Genomic DNA, 20,597 nt, shown 5'->3' on the forward strand with positions numbered 1-20,597 from the left:
AGAAGGCGCCCGACCAGGAGCACTTCCTGGGCGTGGAGCAGACCCGCGAGCTGTTCAAGAAGGCCTTCGCGGGCGGCAACCGGCGCAAGTGGCGTGTCGCTCCCGCGCTGCGGCCGTTCGGTCGTCGGACGGTCTTCGGTTCCCCGTCCGGGCCGGAAAACCAGTGGATTCAGGCCAGTTTCGCGAGCCGTGGGCACGGTCCGCCGGGCCCGCGAGCAGGACCTGGACGTCCGGTACCAACCGCCACACCGCTGTGTCGAGTACGACGACCTCGGCAGACCGGAGTCGGCGGAGGCGATGATCGCGGGTGGTCAGGACACCCTCGGACGCCTAGGCGCGATGGCGTTCGGCACGGTCCGTCGGCGCCGGTCCGGCCGAAAGGGCCGTAACCGTGGCCGAACATCCGGTGGTTGACCATTCGACATGACTGCGCCGGGTGACAGAGGGCATGGATCCCGTGAACGTGTTCGACAAGGAGGGGAACCGACATCGGCACGCGGGCGGGGGTCATGAAGAGGCAGGCACGAGGGGGCGGTCCCATGGCGATCGGGGCCTCCTCGGCTCGGACGGTGGAGGAAGAGACCGACGACGTGACGGAAGGGCCGCAGCCGTCCCAGCTGCGGCAGAGACTCGGGCGCGGGGATCTGAAGGCGGTGCCCGAGGCGCGCAGGGCACTGCGCGAGCTGCTACGGCAGTGGGGCAGGCCCGGACGCTCGGACGTGGCGGAACTGCTCACCAGCGAACTGGTCACCAACGCACTCGTCCACACCGACCACGACGCGGTCCTGACGGCCGTCGTGGGACCGCGGGGACTGCGGGTGGAGGTACGGGACTTCGTGGCCCGCAGGCCCAGGCCCTGCCCGGCGAACACCGGCGACGGTACCCACGGCAGGGGCCTGGTCCTGGTGCAGTCCCTCGCGGATGCATGGGGGGTACGGGCGCACGGGGTGGGGAAGGCGGTGTGGTTCGAACTCGACGCCGGCCCGGCCTGAACGGGAACGGGAAGGGGGCGTGGCCACCGGCCACGCCCCCTTCCCTATACCGGCTCCTGCGCCGGCCGGCTCAGCCGAACTGCTGCTCGAGGTCCTTGAGCTTGCGCTCCAGGGAGTCGAGGCGCGGGAGGGCCATTGTGTCGTCCTCCGCGGTGAGATCGACCGTGATCTGGTCGGAACCGCCCTTGCGGACGGGCTGCAGCGAGGGACGCTGGCGGACGGGCAGCGGCTCCGGGGCCGATATGGCAGGCTCCGCGGAGGTCTGGGTGCCTGCCCGCTCCAGGGCCTGCGGCTCCGGTCGGCCGCCGCGGCCGATGATCCCGCGGTGGCCGCGGCTGATCGCCTTGAGCTGGGCGCGCTCCAGCCGGTCCGCCTCACGGCGGCGCAGCCGGTTGGCCTCCTCCTGCCGCTTGTCCTCACGGACCTCCTCGACCGCCTCGTCCAGGCTGCGCACGTTCTCCAGCAGCATCAGCGACCAGGCCCTGTAGGTCTCGCGGGGAGCCCGCAGCCAGCGCACCATACGGATCTGCGGCAGCGGACGCGGCACCAGACCCTGCTCACGCAGGGCGGCCCGGCGGGTCTGCTTCAGCGCGCGGTCGAACAGCACCGCCGCCGAGAGCGACATGCCGGCGAAGAACTGCGGCGCGCCCGCGTGGTCGACCCCTCGGGGCGCGTGCACCCAGTTGAACCAGGCAGAGGCGCCCGCGAAGGTCCACACCAGTATCCGGGAGCCGAGAGCGGCGTCACCGTGGGAGGCCTCGCGCACCGCGAGCACGGAGCAGAACATGGCCGCGCCGTCCAGGCCGAACGGCACCAGGTACTCCCAGCCTTCCGAGAGGCCGAGGTTCTGCTGGCCGAAGCCCACCAGTCCGTGGAAGGAGAGCGCGGCGGCGACCGCCGCACAGCAGAACAGGAGCACATAGGAGGCGGTGCCGTATATGGCCTCCTTGCGCCTGCGGCGCTCCTCGCTGCGCTCCCACGAGTCGTCCTTCGCGTGCTCCCCGCCGGACCGCTTGCTGCGCGCGAGCACCGCCACCGCCGCCAGCATGCCCAGGAGCAGTACGGCGCCCGGAAGCAGCCAGTTCAGCGATATGTCGGTCAGTCTCATCTAGGGGTCCCTTGCATTGGGATAGGGCGTAACGCCCGCCATAGTGGCCCAATCCCACGGGCCCTCAGGGGGTTTCGGGGCAAGAGGCCGCCAAGGAATTGCAAGGGGGGTGCCAGGGCAGCTTTCTGCTCGAACTGCCGCTTGAGGGGCGGGAGTTGAGTTCGAATAAGACTACCCGTACGGGTGGTTCCTCGGAAAGTTCCTGCGACAAGTGAGAAAGTTGTGAAGCAGCTGTAACCGAGCGGGCGGTCCCTTCGCGGGCGATCTTACGACATCGCCCCGCGCCGGTGTGCCTGAGGGGGGCTCAACTGGTGGTGGCAGCCAGCAGCTTGGTCACGCGGTCGGCGTCGCGGGTGCGCGGGCAGGTCGCGCAGGTGTCCTCGGGGCGCACGGTGTAGAACATGCAGCAGCTCACCCGGTCCCTGGTCGGCAGCGACTCGCCGTCCGGACCGGTCAGTTCGCGGAAGGCCGCCGAGCCGACGTACGGCAGGGTCGCGCCGGGCAGCAGCGCCTCCAACTCCCGTCTGGCCCGAACCTGTTCACCGAGCAGATGCGCGATGTACCAGAGCCCTTCCACCAGCTCGTCGGTCGCCGTGCCCCACAGGGCGCGTCCACGCCGCCGCATCCGCGGCCCGAATGCGGCCAGCACGGGCGCGAGGTGCTCGGCCACCGCGGCCCGCACCTCCGCCCGCAGCGCCTCCTCGTCGGCGACGACCCGGGCGCCGGGCAGCGCGGCCGCCGGATCGCCGGGCAGACAGGCGAAGCCGGCCGGGCGCACGGCCAGCCGGCCCAGGGAGAGACCGGGGGCCGTGCGGTTGTAGGCGACCTCCTCCACCGGGAGGCGGGGGACCCGGCGGTGCAGGAACCACGGCACCGTGATCAGGAGGCAGGCGGGCCACGCGTACCGGTGCAGCCCGAAACTCGCGACGACGTCCGGGCGCGCCCGCTGTCCGTGGTCGCGCAGCACCTGTGCGTCGTCCTGGGCTAGAAACGCGTCGAGACGGGCGCCGCCCTCCACCAGTGAGGCGGTGGTCACCCAGCCGCCGCCCTTGGGCACCGGCTCCCCGGCGGAGAGCTCCCTGACGTCCAGTCCCGGGAACGCCTTGGTCAGACGGGCGTAGGCGTCATGGAAGGCCGAGCGGGCAGAGGGCATGCGGAGACCGCCGATCAGGGACGACTGAAAGGTAAGGCTTACCTTACCTGGAGTAGATCGGATTTGAACTGACGGCTTGTGCGCTTATGGTGCTTGACGGACGAGTAACAACCCGTCGTAATGGCCCCAAGTACCGACACGTCCCGAGGAGGACCCGTGAGGCAGCACGCGCAGGGCTCCACGGGGACGGGAACACCGCAGATCCGTACGGCCGCCACCGCGCCCCGCGTGCCGCAGCAGCCTGTGGCGGCGGACGTGGACCGGGAGCGGGGCGTCGCCCCCGACGGCACACGCGGCGAGCACATCCACAGCGAGCAGCCGATCCCGCGCCCCCGGCTGGTCCAGCGGGCCTCCGTGCGCGGACAGATCCTTGACGCGCTGCGCACCGCGCTGGTCACCGGCGAGCTCACGCCGGGGGAGGTGTACTCGGCGCCGGCGCTGGGCGAGCGCTTCGGTGTCTCCGCGACGCCCGTGCGGGAGGCCATGCAGCAGCTGGCCCTGGAGGGCGCCGTCGAGGTCGTCCCCAACCGGGGCTTCCGGGTCGTCGAACGCGGCACCCGGGAACTCGCCGAACTGGCCGAGATCCGCGCGCTGATCGAGGTTCCGGTGATGCTCCGGCTGGCCCGCACGGTCCCCGTGGAACGCTGGGCGGACCTGCGGCCCCTCGCCGAGGCGACGGTCCGGGCCGCGTCCCTGGGCTGCCGGGCCACCTACGCCGAGGCCGACCGCGCCTTCCACCGGGCGGTGCTGTCCCTCGGCGGCAACGCACAGCTCGTCCAGATCGCCGACGACCTGCACCGCCGGGCCCAGTGGCCGCTGGTGGGCGGACGGGCCTCGGCCGGGAACGCCGACCTGATCGCAGACGCGGCCGACCACACCGTGCTGCTGGACGCGCTGATCGCGCGGGACGTCGATGTCGTCCGGGTGCTGGTGGGCCGGCACTTCGCGGGCCTGGTGTGAAGGGTCCGTGCGAGGGCCCGCCGACAAGGCCCTCGGACGCACTCCCCGTGGGGCGGATCAGTTCCCGTCGCCCGAGCCCGTTTCCGTCGTCGAGATCGCGGACGCGGCCGACCACACCGTGCCGGTGGACGCGCTGATCGCGCGGGACGTCGATGTCGTCCGGGTGCTGGTGGGCCGGCACTTCGCGGGCCTGGTGTGAAGGGTCTGTGCGAGTGCCCCGCCGACAGGGTCCGTGCGAGGGCCCCGCCGACAAGGCCCTCGCACGGTCCCGCCTGTGGACGGGTCAGTTCCCGTCGCCCGAGCCCGTCTCCGTCTTGGAGTAGCCGCCGGTCCAGGCCGCCTTCGCGCCCGAGTCCCCGATGCGGTAGACGTCGACGACGGCGCCCGCGGCGACGACGACGCTCAGCACGCCGGCCGCGACGCGGATCACGGACGCGGACCGGGTGCCGGCCCGCTCGGCGGACGTCCGGCGGGTCGTCCACCACACGGCCGCCGCCAGCACGAACAGACCCAGCGCCCAGGGCAGCAGCCCGTCGCCGAGTTCGGTGTGCCGGCGTATCAGCGCGCTGCTGGTCACATGTCGCTCCAGCCACTCGCCGGCCTGCGTGGTCAGCGGCACGCTCACCAGCGTCACGAACGCCAGCACCGGCAGGACCACGCCCATCCGGCGCGCGGCTTTCGGCCACACGGCACAGACCACCAGGGCCAGCGCGGTCAGCGGGACGAGTACGACGACGAAATGGACCAACAGGACATGCGCGGGCAGACCGTTGACGAGGCTCATCGGGTTTCCTCTGAAGAGGGGGATGGGGGCCGCAGCCTGCCACAGCAACCTCTCAGGTTCCTCTGAGCACTCCCTGAACGGCCCCGGACGTCTCAGGCCGTCGCCGCCGGCGGCGTCAACTGCCGCGCCAGCCAGGTAGGCACCCCGCCCAGCAGCCGGAACAGCCGCCGCGCCTCCTCGCGCAGCCGGGAGGCCTCCGGTTCCGCCTCCGCGTCGGCCAGCGACGCCAGCGCCGGGGCCGTACCGACCAGGTAGCCCAACTCCTCGCGGATCCGCAGGGATTCCGCGAACCCGTGCCGTGCCTCGGCCACCTCGCCCTCCCGCAGGGCGAGACCGGCGAGATGGCGCCAGGTGGAGGACAGCAGCAGCGGGTCGGAATGGGCGGTGGCGGCGGCATGGGCGCGACGGTAGGCGGCCCGCGCTGCCTGGGGGGAGCGGGTGAGGTTCTCGGCGAGCAGCCCCCGCCGGAAGTCCAGCAGCGCCCGCCCCACGGCCCCCGGGGGGATCAGCGCCGCCGCCCGTCCCAGCGCGGCCCGTGCCTCGTCGGCCCGGTCGCGCACTGAGTGCAGGGTCGCCGCGTACGCCAAGTACCCGCGTTCACAAGCGGCCGCGCCGCGCTCCTCGTCGGTGTGGGCCAGCGCCTCCGCCGTCCGCAGCGCGTCCTCGGCCTCGTCCCACCCCTGCTCCGTGTACAGGCACTTCTCCACGAGCAGCGCGGTCCGCTGCAGCGCCGAGGCGGCGGTGACCGGGTCCAGCAGCGCCGCCGCGTCGGTCCAGCAGGCCCGTGAGCGCAGCCGCCACACCGCGGTCTGGACGGGATCGTCCCCTGCGGAAGTTCCGGTACCAGACATGGCGGTATGCGCCACGTTGCCCTCCCCGAGCACGCCATCGAGCTTTGAGTGGTGGCCGCATCTCAGCACGGATTCCGTGGCGGGGCCAAGGGGGCGGGTGAAGGATTTCACAAAGTCGTGGGACTCCGGCGGCACTTGGTGCCACGCCGGCCCGCCGACCGGCGGGCTCAGCTCATCCGCAACGCCAGGAAGAAATCGAGCTTGTCATCCAGCCGGGACAGGTCCCGGCCCGTCAACTGCTCGATTCGGCCCACGCGATAGCGCAGTGTGTTGACGTGCAGGTGCAGCCGGGTCGCGCAGCGCGTCCACGAACCGTCGCAGTCCAGGAAGGCCTCAAGGGTCGGGATCAGCTCGGCGCGGTGGCGGCGGTCGTAGTCGCGCAGCGGGTCCAGCAGCCGCGCGGTGAAGGCGCGGCGGACGTCGTCCGGGACGAAGGGGAGCAGCAGGACGTGGGAGGCGAGTTCCTGGTGGCCGGCCGCGCAGACGCGGCCCGGGCGGGCGGCCGCCACCCGGCGGGCGTGCCGGGCCTCCTCCAGGGCGCCGCGCAGCCCCTCCGCCGAGTGCACGGCCGCGCTGACACCGAGGGTGACCTGGCCGTCGTCGTCGAGACCGGCCGACAGCGGGTCGCGCACGGACTCCAGCAGCGCCTCGGCGAGGATCCCGGACTCCGAACCGTCGTGCTCGGCGGAGACCGCCGGGAGCGGGACGAGGGCGACGGCCTCGTCCCCGGTGTGCGCGACGGCGATCCGGTCCGAGGGCTCGGGCCCGGTGGCCAGCGGGTCGACCAGGATCTCCTCCAGCAGCGACTGCGCGACCGGACCCGCCTCGATGCCCGCGCCGGCCCAGTCGACGCGGGCCACGACCACCTGCCAGTGCGGGGCGGCCCCCAGGCCGGGCAGCAGCACCGGAGCGGCCACCCGCAGTCGGGCGGCGATCTCCGCCGGCGCGGCCCCCGTCTGCACCAGCTCCAGCACCTCCTGGGCGAGCCGGCGCCGTACCGTGCGCACCGCGTCCCGGCGGTCCCGCTCGACCGAGATGAGTTGGGTGACACCCTGCAGCAGGTCCAGCCGCTCGGCGGGCCAGTCGCCCGCGTCCGCCTCGACGGCCAGCAGCCAGTCCGACAGCACCGACTCGCGCACGTCCCGCGAGGCCTGCGGCGAGCGTCCCGGGCCGGCGACGGCCGGGCGGTGGCCCGAAGCGCGGATCGGGAAGAGGCTGTACGTCGCCGGGCCCAGCGTCACCCGGTGCGGCCCCCGGCGTCCGGTGCGGGCGGCGGCAAGATGCTCGGCGGCGAGCTTGGCGCACAGGTCGGCGGGCAGCCCCGGCCCCGCGAGCTTCGGACCGGCGATCAGCCGTCCGGTGGGGGAGAGCACCCAGGCCCTGAGGTCCAGGTCGGAGCCGAGCAGGTCCAGCACCACGTCCGGGCCGCCGCCCGCCGGGCCCGAGGTCATCATCCGCCGGTGCCGGTCCACCACGGCTGCCAGATCACCCGCGCGCTCGCCGGAGACCTGCCGGACGACATGCTCGGTGATCGTCGCGAACGCCACCGACTCGTGCACCGCGAACAACGGCAGCCGGTGCCGGGCGCAGGCCACCACCAGGTCCTCGGGGACGTCCCCGAGCTCCGCCTCGCCGGCCGCCAGCGCGGCCACCCCGGCCTGCACCAGGATCCGTACGAACGGCTCCGAGTCGTCCCCGTCCCGGCGCCAGGCCAGGCCGGTGAGCACCAGCTCACCGCCCGAGAGGTAGCGGCTGGGATCGCGCAGGTCGGTGGTCATCACGCCGCGGACGGTCCGGTCCAGCTCGTCCTCGCCGCCGAGTAGCCTGAGGCCCAGCGCGTCGGTGTCCAGCAGTGCGCGCAGCCGCATTCTCGTCGCCGCCGTTCTTTGTCTCGAAATCTACGATGAACCGTGAGGGTGGTCGGGGAGAGGGACCCGCCGGACGGTGCGGGAGCCGCACGCTTCGACTGCCTGGCTGTTTCCTGCGTTTCTACAGGAAAACAGGGAGGTGACCGATGACCTCCGTTCATACGAATCTACAAGATGCCCGGCCTGGCCAGCCAACTCCTTCATGGTTTCCGTGACTGACCCGGCTGGAGCACGGCGCTGTGTACTGACTCCACTCCGCGTGAACAGCACATGAACGAGCCGAGCCCGCCGCACCGGATCTGGCTCGATCCGTACCACCCCCGAGACGAAGAAGAGAGCCGGTCATGGACTTCCTTCGCCCCGCCAGCTGGGAGGAGGCGCTCGCCGCGAAGGCCGAGCACCCCACCGCTGTGCCCATTGCGGGCGGCACCGACGTGATGGTCGAGATCAACTTCGACCACCGGCGGCCCGAGTACCTGCTCGACCTCAACCGCGTCGGCGACCTCTACGAGTGGGAGGTCGGCGAGGACAGCGTGCGGCTCGGCGCCTCGGTCCCCTACACCACGATCATGGAGCGGCTGCGCGTCGAGCTGCCGGGCCTCGCCCTCGCCTCGCACACGGTCGCCTCCCCGCAGATCCGCAACCGCGGCGGCGTCGGCGGCAACCTCGGCACCGCCTCCCCGGCCGGCGACGCCCACCCCGCCCTGCTCGCGGCGGGCGCCGAGGTCGAGGTGGAGTCGGTGCGCGGCAGCCGCCGTATCCCGATCGACGCCTTCTACACGGGCGTCAAGCGCAACGCGCTCGCCGCCGACGAGCTCATCAAGTACGTGCACATCGACAAGGCCGACGGCCCCCAGCAGTTCTCCAAGGTCGGTACCCGCAACGCCATGGTCATCGCCGTGTGCGCCTTCGGGCTCGCGCTGCACCCCTCGACGCGCACCGTCCGCACCGGCATCGGATCGGCCGCCCCGACACCCGTCAGGGCGAAGGCCGCGGAGGAATTCCTGAACGCGGCCCTCGAGGAGGGCGGCTTCTGGGACAACGGAAAGATCATCACCCCGTCGGTCGCCAAGCAGTTCGCCGACCTGTGCTCCGGCGCCTGCAACCCGATCGACGACGTCCGGGGCACGGCGAGCTACCGCCGGCACGCGGTGGGCGTCATGGCCCGCCGCACGCTGACCTGGGCCTGGGAGTCCTACCGCGGCACCGCCGCCCGCTCGGAGGGAGTCGCCTGATGCGCGTCAACTTCACTGTCAACGGACGTCCACAGGAGGCCGACGACGTGTGGGAGGGCGAGTCCCTGCTGTACGTGCTGCGGGAGCGGCTGGGCCTGCCGGGCTCCAAGAACGCCTGCGAGCAGGGCGAGTGCGGGTCCTGCACGGTGCGCCTCGACGGCGTGCCGGTGTGTTCCTGCCTGGTCGCGGCCGGACAGGTCGAGGGCCGTGACGTGGTGACCGTCGAGGGGCTCGCGGACCACGCCAGGCAGCGCTCCCGCGGCGACGCGTGCGGCACCACCCTGGACGAGGCCAAGCGCTGGCAGGCGACGGGCAGCGACTCGCACACCGGCGAGGGCACCGAACTGGCCCCCATCCAGCAGGCCTTCATCGACGCGGGCGCCGTCCAGTGCGGCTTCTGCACGCCCGGCCTGCTGGTCGCCGCCGACGAGATGCTGGAGCGCAACCCCAACCCGACCGACGCGGACATCCGCGAGGCGCTGTCGGGCAACCTGTGCCGCTGCACGGGCTACGAGACGATCATGGACGCGGTCCGTCTGGCGGCCGCCCGGCAGCAAGAGGCGGTCTGACGATGCCGACCAACGGCGCTCCCACCAAGATCACTCAGGGATCCCGGACCAAGGGCGGCATCGGCGAGTCCACGCTCCGCCCGGACGGCACCCTCAAGGTCACCGGCGAGTTCGCGTACTCGTCCGACATGTGGCACGAGGACATGCTCTGGGGCCAGATCCTCCGCTCGACCGTCGCCCACGCGGAGATCGTCTCGATCGACACGAGCGAGGCACTGAAGACCCCCGGCGTCTACGCCGTCATGACGTACGACGACCTGCCGACCGACGTGAAGAACTACGGCCTGGAGATCCAGGACACCCCGGTCCTCGCGCACGGAAAGGTCCGCCACCACGGCGAACCGGTCGCCATCGTCGCCGCCGACCACCCCGAGACGGCCCGCCGGGCCGCCGCCAAGATCAGGGTCGAGTACCGCGAGCTGCCCGTCATCACCGACGAGGCCTCCGCGACCGCGCCCGACGCGATCCTGGTCCACGAGGGCCGCACCGACCACCACATCGGCCATGTCCCGCACCCCAACATCGTCCACCGCCAGCCGATCATCCGCGGCGACGCCACCGAGGCCGCGAAAAGGGCCGATGTCATCGTCAAGGGCGAGTACTACTTCGGCATGCAGGACCAGGCCTTCCTCGGCCCCGAGTCCGGACTCGCGGTGCCCGAGGAGGACGGCGGCGTCCATCTCTACATCGCCACCCAGTGGCTGCACAGCGACCTGCGCCAGATCGCGCCCGTCCTCGGCCTGCCCGAGGAGAAGGTGCGGATGACGCTGGCCGGCGTCGGCGGCGCGTTCGGCGGCCGGGAGGATCTGTCGATGCAGATCCACGCCTGTCTGCTCGCCCTGCGCACGGGCAAACCCGTCAAGATCGTCTACAACCGCTTCGAGTCCTTCTTCGGCCACGTCCACCGCCACCCGGCCCGCCTCTTCTACGAGCACGGGGCCACCCGCGACGGCAGGCTGACCCACGTCAAGTGCCGGATCGTCCTGGACGGCGGCGCGTACGCCTCCGCCTCTCCCGCGGTCGTCGGCAACGCCTCCTCGCTCGGCATCGGCCCCTACAAGGTGGACGACGTCGAGATCGAGGCCATCGCCCTCTACACCAACAACCCGCCCTGCGGGGCCATGCGGGGCTTCGGCGCGGTCCAGGCGTGCTTCGCCTACGAGGCGCAGATGGACAAGGTCGCGAAGGAACTCGGCATGGACCCGGTGGAGTTCCGGCAGCTCAACGCCATGGAGCAGGGCACGCTCATGCCGACGGGCCAGCCCGTCGACTCGCCCGCCCCGGTGGCCGAACTCCTGCGCCGCGTCAAGGCGATGCCGCTGCCCCCCGAGCGTCAGTGGGAGTCCAGCGAGGGCGCGGACGTACGGCAACTGCCGGGCGGCCTGTCCAACACCACGCACGGCGAGGGAGTCGTGCGCGGCATCGGGTACGCGGTCGGCATCAAGAACGTCGGCTTCTCCGAGGGCTTCGACGACTACTCCACCGCCAAGGTGCGCATGGAGGTCGTGGGCGGCGAGCCCGTCGCCACCGTGCACACCGCGATGGCGGAGGTCGGCCAGGGCGGCGTCACCGTCCACGCGCAGATCGCCCGCACCGAGCTGGGCGTCGCGCAGGTGACGATCCACCCGGCCAACACGGAGGTGGGCTCGGCCGGTTCGACCTCGGCCTCCCGGCAGACGTACGTCACCGGCGGCGCCGTCCGGAACTCCTGCGAGCTGGTCCGGGAGAGGGTCCTGGACATCGGCCGCCGCAAGTTCGGCACGTACCACCCCGCCTGGGCGACGGCGGAGCTGCTGCTGGAGGGCGGCAAGGTCGTCACCGACGGCGGCGAGGTTCTCGCCGACCTGGTGGACGTGCTCGAGGACGAGGCCGTCGAGGTCGAGGCCGAGTGGCGGCACCGCCCCACCGTCCCCTTCGACCTGCGCACCGGCCAGGGCAACGGCCATGTCCAGTACTCCTTCGCCGCCCACCGGGCCGTCGTCGAGGTCGACACCGAGCTCGGCCTGGTCAAGGTGATCGAGCTGGCCTGCGCCCAGGACGTCGGCAAGGCGCTCAACCCCCTCTCCGTGGTCGGCCAGATCCAGGGCGGCACGCTCCAGGGCATGGGCATCGCGGTGATGGAGGAGATCATGGTCGATCCCAAGACCGCGAAGGTCAGGAACCCCTCCTTCACGGACTACCTGCTGCCGACCATCCTGGACACGCCGATCATGCCGGTCGACGTCCTCGAACTCGCCGACGACCACGCCCCGTACGGGCTGCGGGGCGCCGGCGAGGCACCCACCCTGTCCTCGACCCCGGCCGTCCTCGCGGCGATCCGCGCCGCGACCGGCCGGGAGCTGAACAGGACGCCGGTACGGCCCGAACACCTCACGTGCCAGGTGTAACCACGTCCCTCCGGGCGGCACGGGGAGCGTCACACTTCGACGTGCCGTCCGGAGCAGCCAGTTCGTTCGTCTCGGGCCGTCCCCCGGGTCGTGCGGCCGAAGCACCATCCCAAATCCCGTGAGCCGCAGGGTCGGTTCACACGGGTGCCCCTTTGAACCTTGGGAGTAGGCCCACATGACCCAGCAGTCCCTTCAGCCGCAGACCGTCCCCGAGGAGGCGGGCGCGGGAACCCGCGTCCCCGCCGGACGGTCGTGGCTCGACCGGTACTTCCACATATCCCGGCGGGGATCCAGCGTCGCCCGTGAGGTCCGCGGAGGCGTCACCACCTTCATGGCGATGGCGTACATCCTGCTGCTCAACCCCCTGATCCTGTCCGGCAAGGACGCGGCCGGGGACACCCTCGGCCAGAAGGCCCTAATCACGGCGACCGCGTTCGCCGCGGCCTTCACCACGCTGCTGATGGGCTTCGTCGGCAAGGTCCCGCTCGCGCTCGCCGCCGGCCTGTCCGTCTCCGGCGTGCTGTCCTCGCAGGTCGCCCCGCAGATGACCTGGCCGCAGGCGATGGGCATGTGCGTGCTGTACGGCGTCGTCATCATGCTGCTGGTCGTCACCGGGCTGCGCGAGATGATCATGAACGCGATCCCGCTCGCGCTCAAGCACGGCATCACCATGGGCATCGGCCTGTTCATCGCCCTCATCGGCTTCTACAAGTCCGGCTTCGTCCACCAGGGCAGGGCCACCCCGGTCACCCTCGGCCCCGCGGGCGAACTCGCGGGCTGGCCGGTGCTGTTGTTCGCCGGCACCCTGCTGCTGATCTTCATGCTGCAGGCCCGCAACATCCCCGGCGCCATCCTCATCGGCATCGTCAGCGGCACGATCGTCGCCGCTGTCCTCAACGCCGCCGGTGTGATCGACCCCCGGCAGTGGGCGAACGGCGCCCCCGAACTGCACGGCAGCGCGGTCTCCATGCCCGACTTCTCGCTCTTCGGACACGTCGAGTTCGGCGGCTGGGGCAAGGTCGGCGCGATGACGGTCGGCATGATCGTCTTCACCCTTGTGCTGGCCGGGTTCTTCGACGCCATGGCCACCATCATCGGAGTCGGCACCGAGGCCGGACTGGCCGACGCCAAGGGCCGGATGCCGGGTCTGTCCAAGGCGCTGTTCATCGACGGTGCGGGCGGTGCGATCGGCGGTGTCGCGGGCGGCAGCGGGCAGACGGTGTTCATCGAGTCGGCCACCGGCGTCGGCGAGGGCGCCCGTACCGGATTCGCCTCGGTCGTCACCGGACTGTTCTTCGCGGCCTGTCTGTTCTTCACCCCGCTCACCGCGATCGTGCCGCAGGAGGTGGCGTCCGCAGCCCTGGTCGTCATCGGCTCGATGATGCTGATGAACGCCCGGCACGTGGACTGGGGCGACCGCGCCACGGCGATCCCGGTCTTCCTCACCGTCGTCGTGATGCCGTTCACCTACAGCATCACCGCGGGTGTCTCCGCCGGCGTCATCTCCTACGTCGCCATCAAGGCCGCCCAGGGCAAGGCGCGCGAGATCGGCGCCTTCATGTGGGGCCTCGCGGTGATCTTCCTGGTCTACTTCGCCCTCAACCCCGTCGAGAGCTGGCTGGGCGTGCACTAGCCGCCCGCCGGCCCTTCCCACCAACCCCGTTAGGAGACCGACAGATGCTGGACATCGCCGAGGAGCTCAACCGGTGGGTCGAGCAGGGACGTGACCTCGCCGTGGCCACCGTGGTGGCCGTCGGCGGCAGCGCACCCCGCCTGCCGGGCGCCGCCCTCGCGGTGGACGCCGACGGCACGGCGATCGGGTCGGTCTCCGGCGGCTGCGTGGAGGGCGCCGTGTACGAGCTGTGCGAGCAGGCGCTGCGGGACGGCGAAACCGTCCTGGAGCGCTTCGGATACAGCGACGACGACGCCTTCGCCGTCGGCCTGACCTGCGGCAGCGTCATCGACATCCTGGTCACCCCGGTACGGGCCGACGACCCGGCCCGTCCGGTGGTGGCGTCCGCGCTGGCCGCCGCCGCCCGGGGAGAGGCGGCGGCGCTGGCACGGATCGTGTCCGGCCCGGCCGAACTCCTGGGCCGCGCGCTCCTCGTCCGCTCCGACGGCCCCCACGAGGGCGGGTTCGGCGCCCATCCCGAGCTGGACCGGACCGTCGTCGCCGAGGCGTCGGCCTTCCTGGACGCGGGCCGCACCGGCACCCTGGAGATCGGGGAGCAGGGCTCTCGTTGCGGAGCACCGCTCACGGTTCTCATCGAGTCCTCCGTCCCCCCACCCCGGATGATCGTCTTCGGCGCGATCGACTTCGCGTCGGCGCTGGTCCGGATCGGCAAGTTCCTCGGCTACCACGTGACGGTGTGCGACGCCCGCCCGGTGTTCGCCACCCGCACCCGTTTCCCCGAGGCCGACGAGATCGTCGTCGAGTGGCCCCACGTCTACCTGGAGCGGACGGCCGTGGACGGCCGTACCGTGTTGTGCGTCCTCACCCACGACGCCAAGTTCGACGTACCGCTGCTCCGACTCGCGCTGCGGCTGCCGGTGGCGTACGTCGGCGCCATGGGCTCGCGCCGCACCCATCTGGACCGCAACCGCCGGCTGCGCGAAGTGGGCGTGAGCGAAGTGGAGTTGGCGCGGCTGCGCTCGCCCATCGGGCTGGACCTCGGCGCCCGCACCCCCGAGGAGACGGCCCTGTCCATCGCCTCCGAGATCGTCGCCGACCGGCGCGGCGGCAGCGGCGTCTCCCTCACCGGCGCGCACACGCCGATCCACCACGACCCGGCGTCCCTGTCGGCGCGGCGGATCGGGTCGGTGGCCTGAGCGGCGGGGGCGTCAGTCCGAGGCCTTGGTCGGGGCGGGTGTCGGGGCCACCGTGCCGGGGGCCGACGGGGCGGGGTTCTTGGACGGCAGCCGGGTGGGCCGGTCCGGCCGCACCGAGAAGGCCGTGTCGCCCGCGACGGCCACCAGGGCGTCCTTGACGAGGAGCACGTACGGGGTGGTCTCACCGGCCGACTCGCCGGGATCGGCGAGCGCGGAGGTGCGCCAGCGCACCGCGCCCGTCGCGCTGTTCAGGGCCAGCACACGGCCGTACTCGTTGACGAGGTACAGGGTGGTGAACTTCGTGGACACCACCGGGGCCGACAGGTTCTCCACGTCCGTCGTCGCCTGCCACAGCCGCTTGCCGTCGGAGCCGCGCACGGCGGTGACCGTGCCGTCCGGCCGCACGAACCAGACGACGCCCTTGAGCAGGGTGGCGGTGCCGCGCGGGGTGCCCGGCAGCGGGGCGCGTGTGACGGCGCCGGTGCGCGGGTTCACCCGTAGCAGGGCGGAGTACGGCTGGTCGTCGCCGGCGGCGGCGAACTGCTGGTCCGCCAGCTTCGGGAGCAGGAACAGCAGTTGGCCGTCCACGGTGCCCATCGGCCGGGCGCCCGTGGGCAGGGTGGCGATCTCGGCGGCGGTGCCGTCGTCCGGGTCGAGCCGCAGCAGCGCTACCTCGTCCGTGCCGGGATCGTCCACCGGAGTGCACACGCCGTAGGGGGCGCCGTCGAGGACGGTCGGCGTGCAGGCGTTCCCGCTCGACGACTTCGCCGGTGCCGTCCACAGCTGCCGGCCCGTCGCGTCGTAGGCGACGAACGTGGTCCTGTTCCCGTCCATCGCGAGGACGCCCCGGTCGAACAGGACGGCCGGTTCCTCGTCGGCGACGGGGCGGGCCCACAGCTCCGCCCCGGTCCTCGCGTCCAGGACGGCGAGCCGACGGGTGCGGTAGGTGCCGGTCGGGTCGGGCTTGCGGTAGGTGTAGACGCGTCCGTCGCGTACGCCGACCGGGCGCGAGGTCTCCGGGTCGGTGCCCCGGCGCCAGTCGACCCGGCCGGAGGCGGCGTCGAGGCGGGTGACGGTGAAGCCGGTGCCGGCGCAGTACACGGCCGTCGAACCGCCCGCCACGCAGCCCGACTCGCTGAAGTCGATCGGGTCGCCCTGCTTGGCGGTGAGCAGGCTCGCCCGCCACGGCCTCCAGCCCGTGGGCAGACCCGCCACGGGATCACCGGCCGCGCTCGCCGAGCCGCCGCCGGCGGCTGCGGACGGATCAGCGGCCGGCCCGCCGCTCGCCGCCATGTGGGCCGCCGTGAGACCGACCACGGCGACGGCCATCGCCGTGCCGATCCCGATGAGGACACGCCGTACACGTCGGCCCCCGCCGGACGCCGACGGGGCGACGGTCGTGCCGTCGGGCCGGTTCGGCCGGGCGGTGCGGCTGTGGCGGCCGTGCGGCGCGGCGGTGGTGTCCGCGCCGGGCGCGGAGCGCGGGGCCGGGACGCCCGTGAGGTCGGGGAAGGGCGGCGGAGCCTCGGTGGGCAGGTCCAGCAACAGACTGTGCAGCTCGGCCAGTTGAGGGCGGGCCAGTGGGTCCTTGTCCAGGCAGCGGGCCGCGATGCCGCGCAGCGGTTCCGGGACGCCGTCCAGGTGCGGGGCCTCGTACATCACCTGATAGCCCGTCAGGTACGGGCTGCCGCCGTCGAAGGGGCGGTTGCCGGTGGCCGCGTACGCCAGCAGGGAACCGAGCGAGAACACGTCCGAGGCGGGGGTGACGTCCTTCGGCGAGGAGAACTGCTCCGGGGACATGAAGGGCGGGGTGCCGATGAGGCGGCCGGTGACGGTCAGGTCCTCGTTGTCGGCGGCGCGGGAGATGCCGAAGTCGATGACCCGGGGGCCGTCCTCGGCCATCAGGACGTTGCTCGGCTTGAGGTCGCGGTGCACGACACCGGCGCGGTGGATGTCCCGCAGCGCCTCCACCAGGCCCAGGGCCAGGGTGCGCAACCTGCGTCCGGTGAGGGGCCCTTCCTCGGCAACGATGTCGGAGAGTGTGCGGCCGGGCACGTAGAGCGTCGCCATCCACGGCTGTTCGGCCTCGGGGTCGGCGTCCACCACGGGCGCCGTGAACGCCCCGCTCACCCGCCGCGCCGCGGCGACCTCCTGCCGGAAGCGGGCGCGGAACTCCTCGTCCAGCGCGTACTGGGCGTGCACGACCTTGATCGCGACCTGCCGTCCGGAGGCGGACAGCCCCAGATGCACGACGCCCATCCCACCACTGCCGAGCCGGTCGACCAGTGTGTAGCCACCTATGGACGCGGCTTCCCCGGAACCCAACGGCATGCCCCGGCCACCTCCCCATCCCCGAACCCGTCCGACCCGACCACCCCCTCACCCTAGGCGGTCCTTCCGCCCCACCAACCACTCCCCGCGAAACCACCCTCGACAGCCCCGGCAACCCCGTTTCGCATCACAGAACACCGCAGACCCTCAGGCTCCAGGTCGTACCAACCGCCGTGTCCCCACCCGCCGATGAGCCGCGCGACATCCTCCTGGCTCAGCCCGAGGCGCCGCCGCGCGCTCGAAGTCGAGCCTCATCGCTCTCGGATCCGGCACCAGGTCCGTGTGCCGGTCCCGTGTCGCCGCCACGGCCGAGTCGGCCCGGTCGACGGCGAGGGTGTCGTGGCCGAGGCGGGCCAAGGTGGCCGCGTAGGTGCCGCGGCCGCAGCCGATGTCCAGGGCACTTGAACCGGCGTGCGGGAGCGCTGCTCTGACCAAGAGGTCTAGCTCATGGGCGGTTTCGCGGTGGAAGCCGTTGCCGGGGGCGAAGTGGCGTTCCCGGTCGGGCTGTTGCGGTGAGATCACGGCATGCGCAGGAGGCGGTTGGCCGCGCGGCCGAACATGGTGTGGGACGCGCGGTGGAGGAGGGGGTCCACGGGGCCGGGGAGCAGGGGGACCGTGAGTTCCTCGCGCCAGATGACGTGGCTGCGGCCGCCCGGGCCCGGGCGCACCTCGATCTCCGCCCAGCCCTTCACCACCCGGCCGCGTTTCTCCAGGCGGACCAGGCCGGGTTCCTCGTCCGTCGGCGGCTGCCAGACCGTGACCTCCATGCGGTCCTCGAAGGCGAGGGGACCGAGGCCGGTACGGGCGACGATCACCGTGCCCTCACGGGTCGGCGGCGCGGTGAGCACGATGACGCGGGTCAGGGGGACCACCTCGCCGTGCCGGGGCCACTCCGTGAGGCGGCGCCAGGCCTCGGGGAGGGGGAGCGGCGCGGTGCGTTCGAGGAGGATGTTGACCACGTGACGCATCGTAGGGAATCCGGGCTGCTCAGCGGGCTCTTCCGTGGCGCGTCACACACATGGCGCAGTGAAGGAGCGGCACCACGTGGCTGGAGCGCGGGACACCGCCGGCGGCGCCGGCAGGACGACCCCTACCGCATCCGCACACCCGTACGGCACCCTGAGAGCAGTCCCGCCGCCGCCCGGAAGGCGCCTCATGGACCGTCAACTACGCCCAGGACTAGACGAGTTGCAACGCGATCCATATCCGCACTACGAGCGGGCCCGGCGCGCCGACGGCCTGACCCACCTCGCCGAACTCGACGCCTGGCTGGTCGCCCGGGACGCCGACGTCCGCGAAGTCCTGCGCAGACCGGAGGACTTCTCCTCGGCCAACGCCCTCACCCCCGACGTGATGCCCTCGCCCGCCGCGTTCGCCGTCCTCGCCGGCGGCTTCGGCGGCCGGCCCGTGGTCGTCGGCACCGACGGCCCCCGGCACCAGGATCTGCGTGCCCCGATCGTGCGCGGCCTGTCGCCGGCCCGGGTGGCCGCCGTCCTGCCGTACGCCGCCGAGCGCGCCGCCGCCCTGGTCGACGGGTTCGTGAAGGACGGGCACGTCGAGCTGATGTCGGCGTACGCGCAGAGGCTTCCCGGCGAGGTCATCGGCCGGGTCGTCGGTCTCGACCCCGCCGACGTCCCCGGCGTCGTGCACGGCGGACACCGCGCCGAGGAACTGCTGTTCCGCCCGCTGGCCGAGGACGAGCAGATCGCGGCCGCCGAGGACGTGGTCGCGATGCAGCGCACCCTGGAGCGGTACGTCCGGGCCCGGCACACCGAGCCCCGCGACGACCTGTGCACAGAACTCGTCAGGTCCGTCGTCCCGGAAGGCGAACCGACCCTGGAGCACCGGCACGAACTCGTCGCCCATCTGCAGAACCTGCTGCTCGCCGGTCATCTGACCACGACCGCGCTCATCGGCACGACCGTCCTCCACCTGCTCCGCCACCCGGGTCAGTGGGAACTGCTGTGCGCCGAGCCCGAGAGGATCCCCGCCGCCGTCGAGGAGGCCGCCCGCCACGACAGCGCCCTGCAGGGCTTCCGCCGGATCACCACCCGCCCGCTCACCCTCGCCGGCACCGAACTCCCGGCCGGGGCCGCCCTGTTCGTCGCCTTCGGCGCCGCCAACCGGGACGCCGCCCGCCATCCGGACCCGGACACGTTCGACATCACCCGCCCTCCGGTGCGCCACCTCGCCTTCGGGCTCGGCGTGCACGGCTGCCCCGGCGCCCAGTTGGCCCGCGAGCAACTCAGGCTCACCCTGGAGGAGTTGACCCGCCGGCTGCCGGGCCTGCGGCTCGCGCGGGACCGTCCGGTCGTCATGCGGCCCACGATGATCCACCGCTCACCCCAGGCCCTGCACCTGACCTGGTGAGCGGGGGAGCGCCGCCGCCGGGGCTCTACACGGCGCGTATAGACGTCGTGCATAGTGGGTGATCGTAAGCCGGATCCAGGTATGCGAGCCCGCCACAGGGTTACTCGCGCCGACACGCAAGTGGCTGCGCGAGTGAGGAGCGACCCATGAGCGGAAACCCGTGGCGCCGGGCCCTGGTCACCGGTGGAGCCGGGTTCGTCGGCTCCCACCTGTGCGGCAGGCTGGTGGAGGCCGGCGGCGACGTCGTGTGCCTGGACAACCTCTGCACCGGATCACGCTCCAACGTGGCCGAACTCGAACAGCGGCCCGGCTTCCGCTTCGTGCGCGCCGACGCCACCGACCCCGCCGCCGTACGCGCCCTGCCCGGCCGCTTCGACCTCGTCCTGCACTTCGCCTGCCCCGCCTCGCCGGCCGACTACCTGCGGCTGCCGCTGGAGACCCTCGACGTCGGCAGCGGCGGCACCCGCAACGCACTGGAGCGCGCCCGCGCCGACGGGGCCCGGTTCGTCCTCGCCTCCACCTCCGAGGTGTACGGCGACCCGCTGGAGCATCCGCAGCACGAGGGGTACTGGGGCAACGTCAACCCCGTCGGCCCGCGCAGCGTCTACGACGAGTCCAAGCGGTTCGCCGAGGCCCTGGTCACCGCCCACCGCAAGGTGCACGGCACCGACACCGCCATCGTGCGGATCTTCAACACCTACGGCCCCCGGATGCGCACCGGCGACGGCCGCGCCGTCCCGGCCTTCGTCTCCCAGGCGCTGGACGGAGCTCCGCTCACCGTCGCCGGGGACGGCAGCCAGACCCGCTCCCTGTGCTACGTCGACGACACGGTCGACGGCGTGCTCGCGCTGGCCGCCTCCGGTGAGCGGGGGCCCGTCAACATCGGCGGCGGCGAGGAGATCACCATGCTCGACCTCGCCCGCCGGATCATCGACCTCACCCGTTCCGCCTCCCGCGTCCGGTTCGTCGAGCGCCCCGCCGACGACCCCGCCCGGCGCCACCCCGACACCCGGCTGGCCCGGGAACGCCTCGGCTGGCAGCCGAGGGTCGGTTGGGCCGAGGGGCTGGAGCGCACCATCGGCTGGTTCACCCGGGCCGTGGCGGCCTGACCGGGGCGACGGAGCGTCAACCGCCCTCGTACTAATAGTGAAAAATCCGCC

General features: G+C 72.5%; 18 protein-coding genes. 10 read left to right on the forward strand and 8 right to left on the reverse strand.

Features of this window, described 5'->3' with window-relative positions; all coding sequences use genetic code 11:
• Positions 1-539 precede the first annotated feature (539 nt).
• Positions 540-992: an ATP-binding protein gene (locus tag ABZZ74_RS40720; protein ID WP_356949188.1), complete on the forward strand. Its 453-nt coding sequence runs from the start codon at positions 540-542 to the stop codon at positions 990-992.
• Between the two features lie 70 nt (positions 993-1,062).
• Here ABZZ74_RS40720 and ABZZ74_RS40725 read toward each other — a convergent pair whose 3' ends face one another.
• Both ABZZ74_RS40725 and ABZZ74_RS40730 read right to left on the reverse strand, forming a co-directional pair.
• Positions 1,063-2,100: a DUF2637 domain-containing protein gene (locus tag ABZZ74_RS40725; protein ID WP_133041700.1), complete on the reverse strand. Its 1,038-nt coding sequence runs from the start codon at positions 2,098-2,100 to the stop codon at positions 1,063-1,065.
• Between the two features lie 304 nt (positions 2,101-2,404).
• On the reverse strand, positions 2,405-3,253 hold the full coding sequence (locus tag ABZZ74_RS40730; RefSeq protein WP_356949189.1) for a (2Fe-2S)-binding protein: 849 nt from the start codon (positions 3,251-3,253) through the stop codon (positions 2,405-2,407).
• Between the two features lie 156 nt (positions 3,254-3,409).
• Between ABZZ74_RS40730 and ABZZ74_RS40735 the strand changes: the two genes are divergently transcribed.
• On the forward strand, positions 3,410-4,213 hold the full coding sequence (locus ABZZ74_RS40735; RefSeq protein ID WP_356949190.1) for a GntR family transcriptional regulator: 804 nt from the start codon (positions 3,410-3,412) through the stop codon (positions 4,211-4,213).
• A 7-nt stretch (positions 4,214-4,220) separates the two neighbouring features.
• Complete coding sequence (locus ABZZ74_RS40740; protein ID WP_356949191.1) at positions 4,221-4,412, forward strand: hypothetical protein; 192 nt, start codon at positions 4,221-4,223, stop codon at positions 4,410-4,412.
• Positions 4,413-4,496: 84 nt separating this feature from the next.
• On the opposite strand, the gene ABZZ74_RS40745 is transcribed toward ABZZ74_RS40740, so the two are convergent.
• From ABZZ74_RS40745 to ABZZ74_RS40755, 3 genes are all read right to left on the reverse strand, one after another.
• Complete coding sequence (locus ABZZ74_RS40745; RefSeq protein WP_356949192.1) at positions 4,497-4,997, reverse strand: DUF2231 domain-containing protein; 501 nt, start codon at positions 4,995-4,997, stop codon at positions 4,497-4,499.
• Between the two features lie 92 nt (positions 4,998-5,089).
• Positions 5,090-5,863 (reverse strand): hypothetical protein, encoded by a 774-nt coding sequence (locus ABZZ74_RS40750; protein WP_356949193.1) that lies wholly within the window; start codon positions 5,861-5,863, stop codon positions 5,090-5,092.
• A gap of 152 nt (positions 5,864-6,015) precedes the next feature.
• On the reverse strand, positions 6,016-7,716 hold the full coding sequence (locus ABZZ74_RS40755; protein WP_356949194.1) for a PucR family transcriptional regulator ligand-binding domain-containing protein: 1,701 nt from the start codon (positions 7,714-7,716) through the stop codon (positions 6,016-6,018).
• Positions 7,717-8,060: 344 nt separating this feature from the next.
• Between ABZZ74_RS40755 and ABZZ74_RS40760 the strand changes: the two genes are divergently transcribed.
• The 5 genes from ABZZ74_RS40760 to ABZZ74_RS40780 all read left to right on the forward strand — a co-directional run bounded on the left by ABZZ74_RS40760 (position 8,061) and on the right by ABZZ74_RS40780 (position 14,736).
• Positions 8,061-8,951, forward strand: a complete 891-nt coding sequence (locus ABZZ74_RS40760) for an FAD binding domain-containing protein (RefSeq protein ID WP_356949195.1) — start codon at positions 8,061-8,063, stop codon at positions 8,949-8,951.
• Complete coding sequence (locus tag ABZZ74_RS40765; protein WP_356949196.1) at positions 8,951-9,520, forward strand: (2Fe-2S)-binding protein; 570 nt, start codon at positions 8,951-8,953, stop codon at positions 9,518-9,520. The genes ABZZ74_RS40760 and ABZZ74_RS40765 overlap by 1 nt, the downstream gene beginning before the upstream one ends.
• Before the next feature lie 2 nt (positions 9,521-9,522).
• Positions 9,523-11,907, forward strand: a complete 2,385-nt coding sequence (locus ABZZ74_RS40770; protein WP_356949197.1) for a molybdopterin cofactor-binding domain-containing protein — start codon at positions 9,523-9,525, stop codon at positions 11,905-11,907.
• Positions 11,908-12,082: 175 nt separating this feature from the next.
• A complete protein-coding gene (locus ABZZ74_RS40775; protein ID WP_356949198.1) occupies positions 12,083-13,540 on the forward strand; it encodes an NCS2 family permease in 1,458 nt (485 codons plus the stop codon).
• Positions 13,541-13,584: 44 nt separating this feature from the next.
• Positions 13,585-14,736 carry an XdhC/CoxI family protein gene (locus ABZZ74_RS40780; RefSeq protein ID WP_356949199.1) on the forward strand — a complete coding sequence of 384 codons (1,152 nt, stop codon included), beginning with the start codon at positions 13,585-13,587 and terminating at the stop codon, positions 14,734-14,736.
• A 12-nt stretch (positions 14,737-14,748) separates the two neighbouring features.
• Here ABZZ74_RS40780 and ABZZ74_RS40785 read toward each other — a convergent pair whose 3' ends face one another.
• The 3 genes from ABZZ74_RS40785 to ABZZ74_RS40795 form a co-directional block, all read right to left on the reverse strand.
• Complete coding sequence (locus ABZZ74_RS40785; RefSeq protein ID WP_356949200.1) at positions 14,749-17,067, reverse strand: serine/threonine-protein kinase; 2,319 nt, start codon at positions 17,065-17,067, stop codon at positions 14,749-14,751.
• A 147-nt stretch (positions 17,068-17,214) separates the two neighbouring features.
• Positions 17,215-17,589 (reverse strand): methyltransferase domain-containing protein, encoded by a 375-nt coding sequence (locus tag ABZZ74_RS40790; protein WP_356949201.1) that lies wholly within the window; start codon positions 17,587-17,589, stop codon positions 17,215-17,217.
• On the reverse strand, positions 17,586-18,026 hold the full coding sequence (locus ABZZ74_RS40795) for an SRPBCC family protein (RefSeq protein ID WP_356949202.1): 441 nt from the start codon (positions 18,024-18,026) through the stop codon (positions 17,586-17,588). The genes ABZZ74_RS40790 and ABZZ74_RS40795 overlap by 4 nt, the downstream gene beginning before the upstream one ends.
• A gap of 196 nt (positions 18,027-18,222) precedes the next feature.
• Between ABZZ74_RS40795 and ABZZ74_RS40800 the strand changes: the two genes are divergently transcribed.
• Together ABZZ74_RS40800 and ABZZ74_RS40805 are read left to right on the forward strand one after the other, a co-directional pair.
• Complete coding sequence (locus ABZZ74_RS40800; RefSeq protein WP_356949203.1) at positions 18,223-19,437, forward strand: cytochrome P450; 1,215 nt, start codon at positions 18,223-18,225, stop codon at positions 19,435-19,437.
• 146 nt (positions 19,438-19,583) lie between these two features.
• Positions 19,584-20,546, forward strand: a complete 963-nt coding sequence (locus tag ABZZ74_RS40805; RefSeq protein WP_356949204.1) for an NAD-dependent epimerase/dehydratase family protein — start codon at positions 19,584-19,586, stop codon at positions 20,544-20,546.
• Positions 20,547-20,597 lie beyond the last annotated feature (51 nt).

The sequence above is a fragment of the Streptomyces sp. NPDC006476 genome, from assembly GCF_040612015.1.
GTDB classification, from domain to species: Bacteria; Actinomycetota; Actinomycetes; order Streptomycetales; family Streptomycetaceae; genus Streptomyces; species Streptomyces griseorubiginosus_B.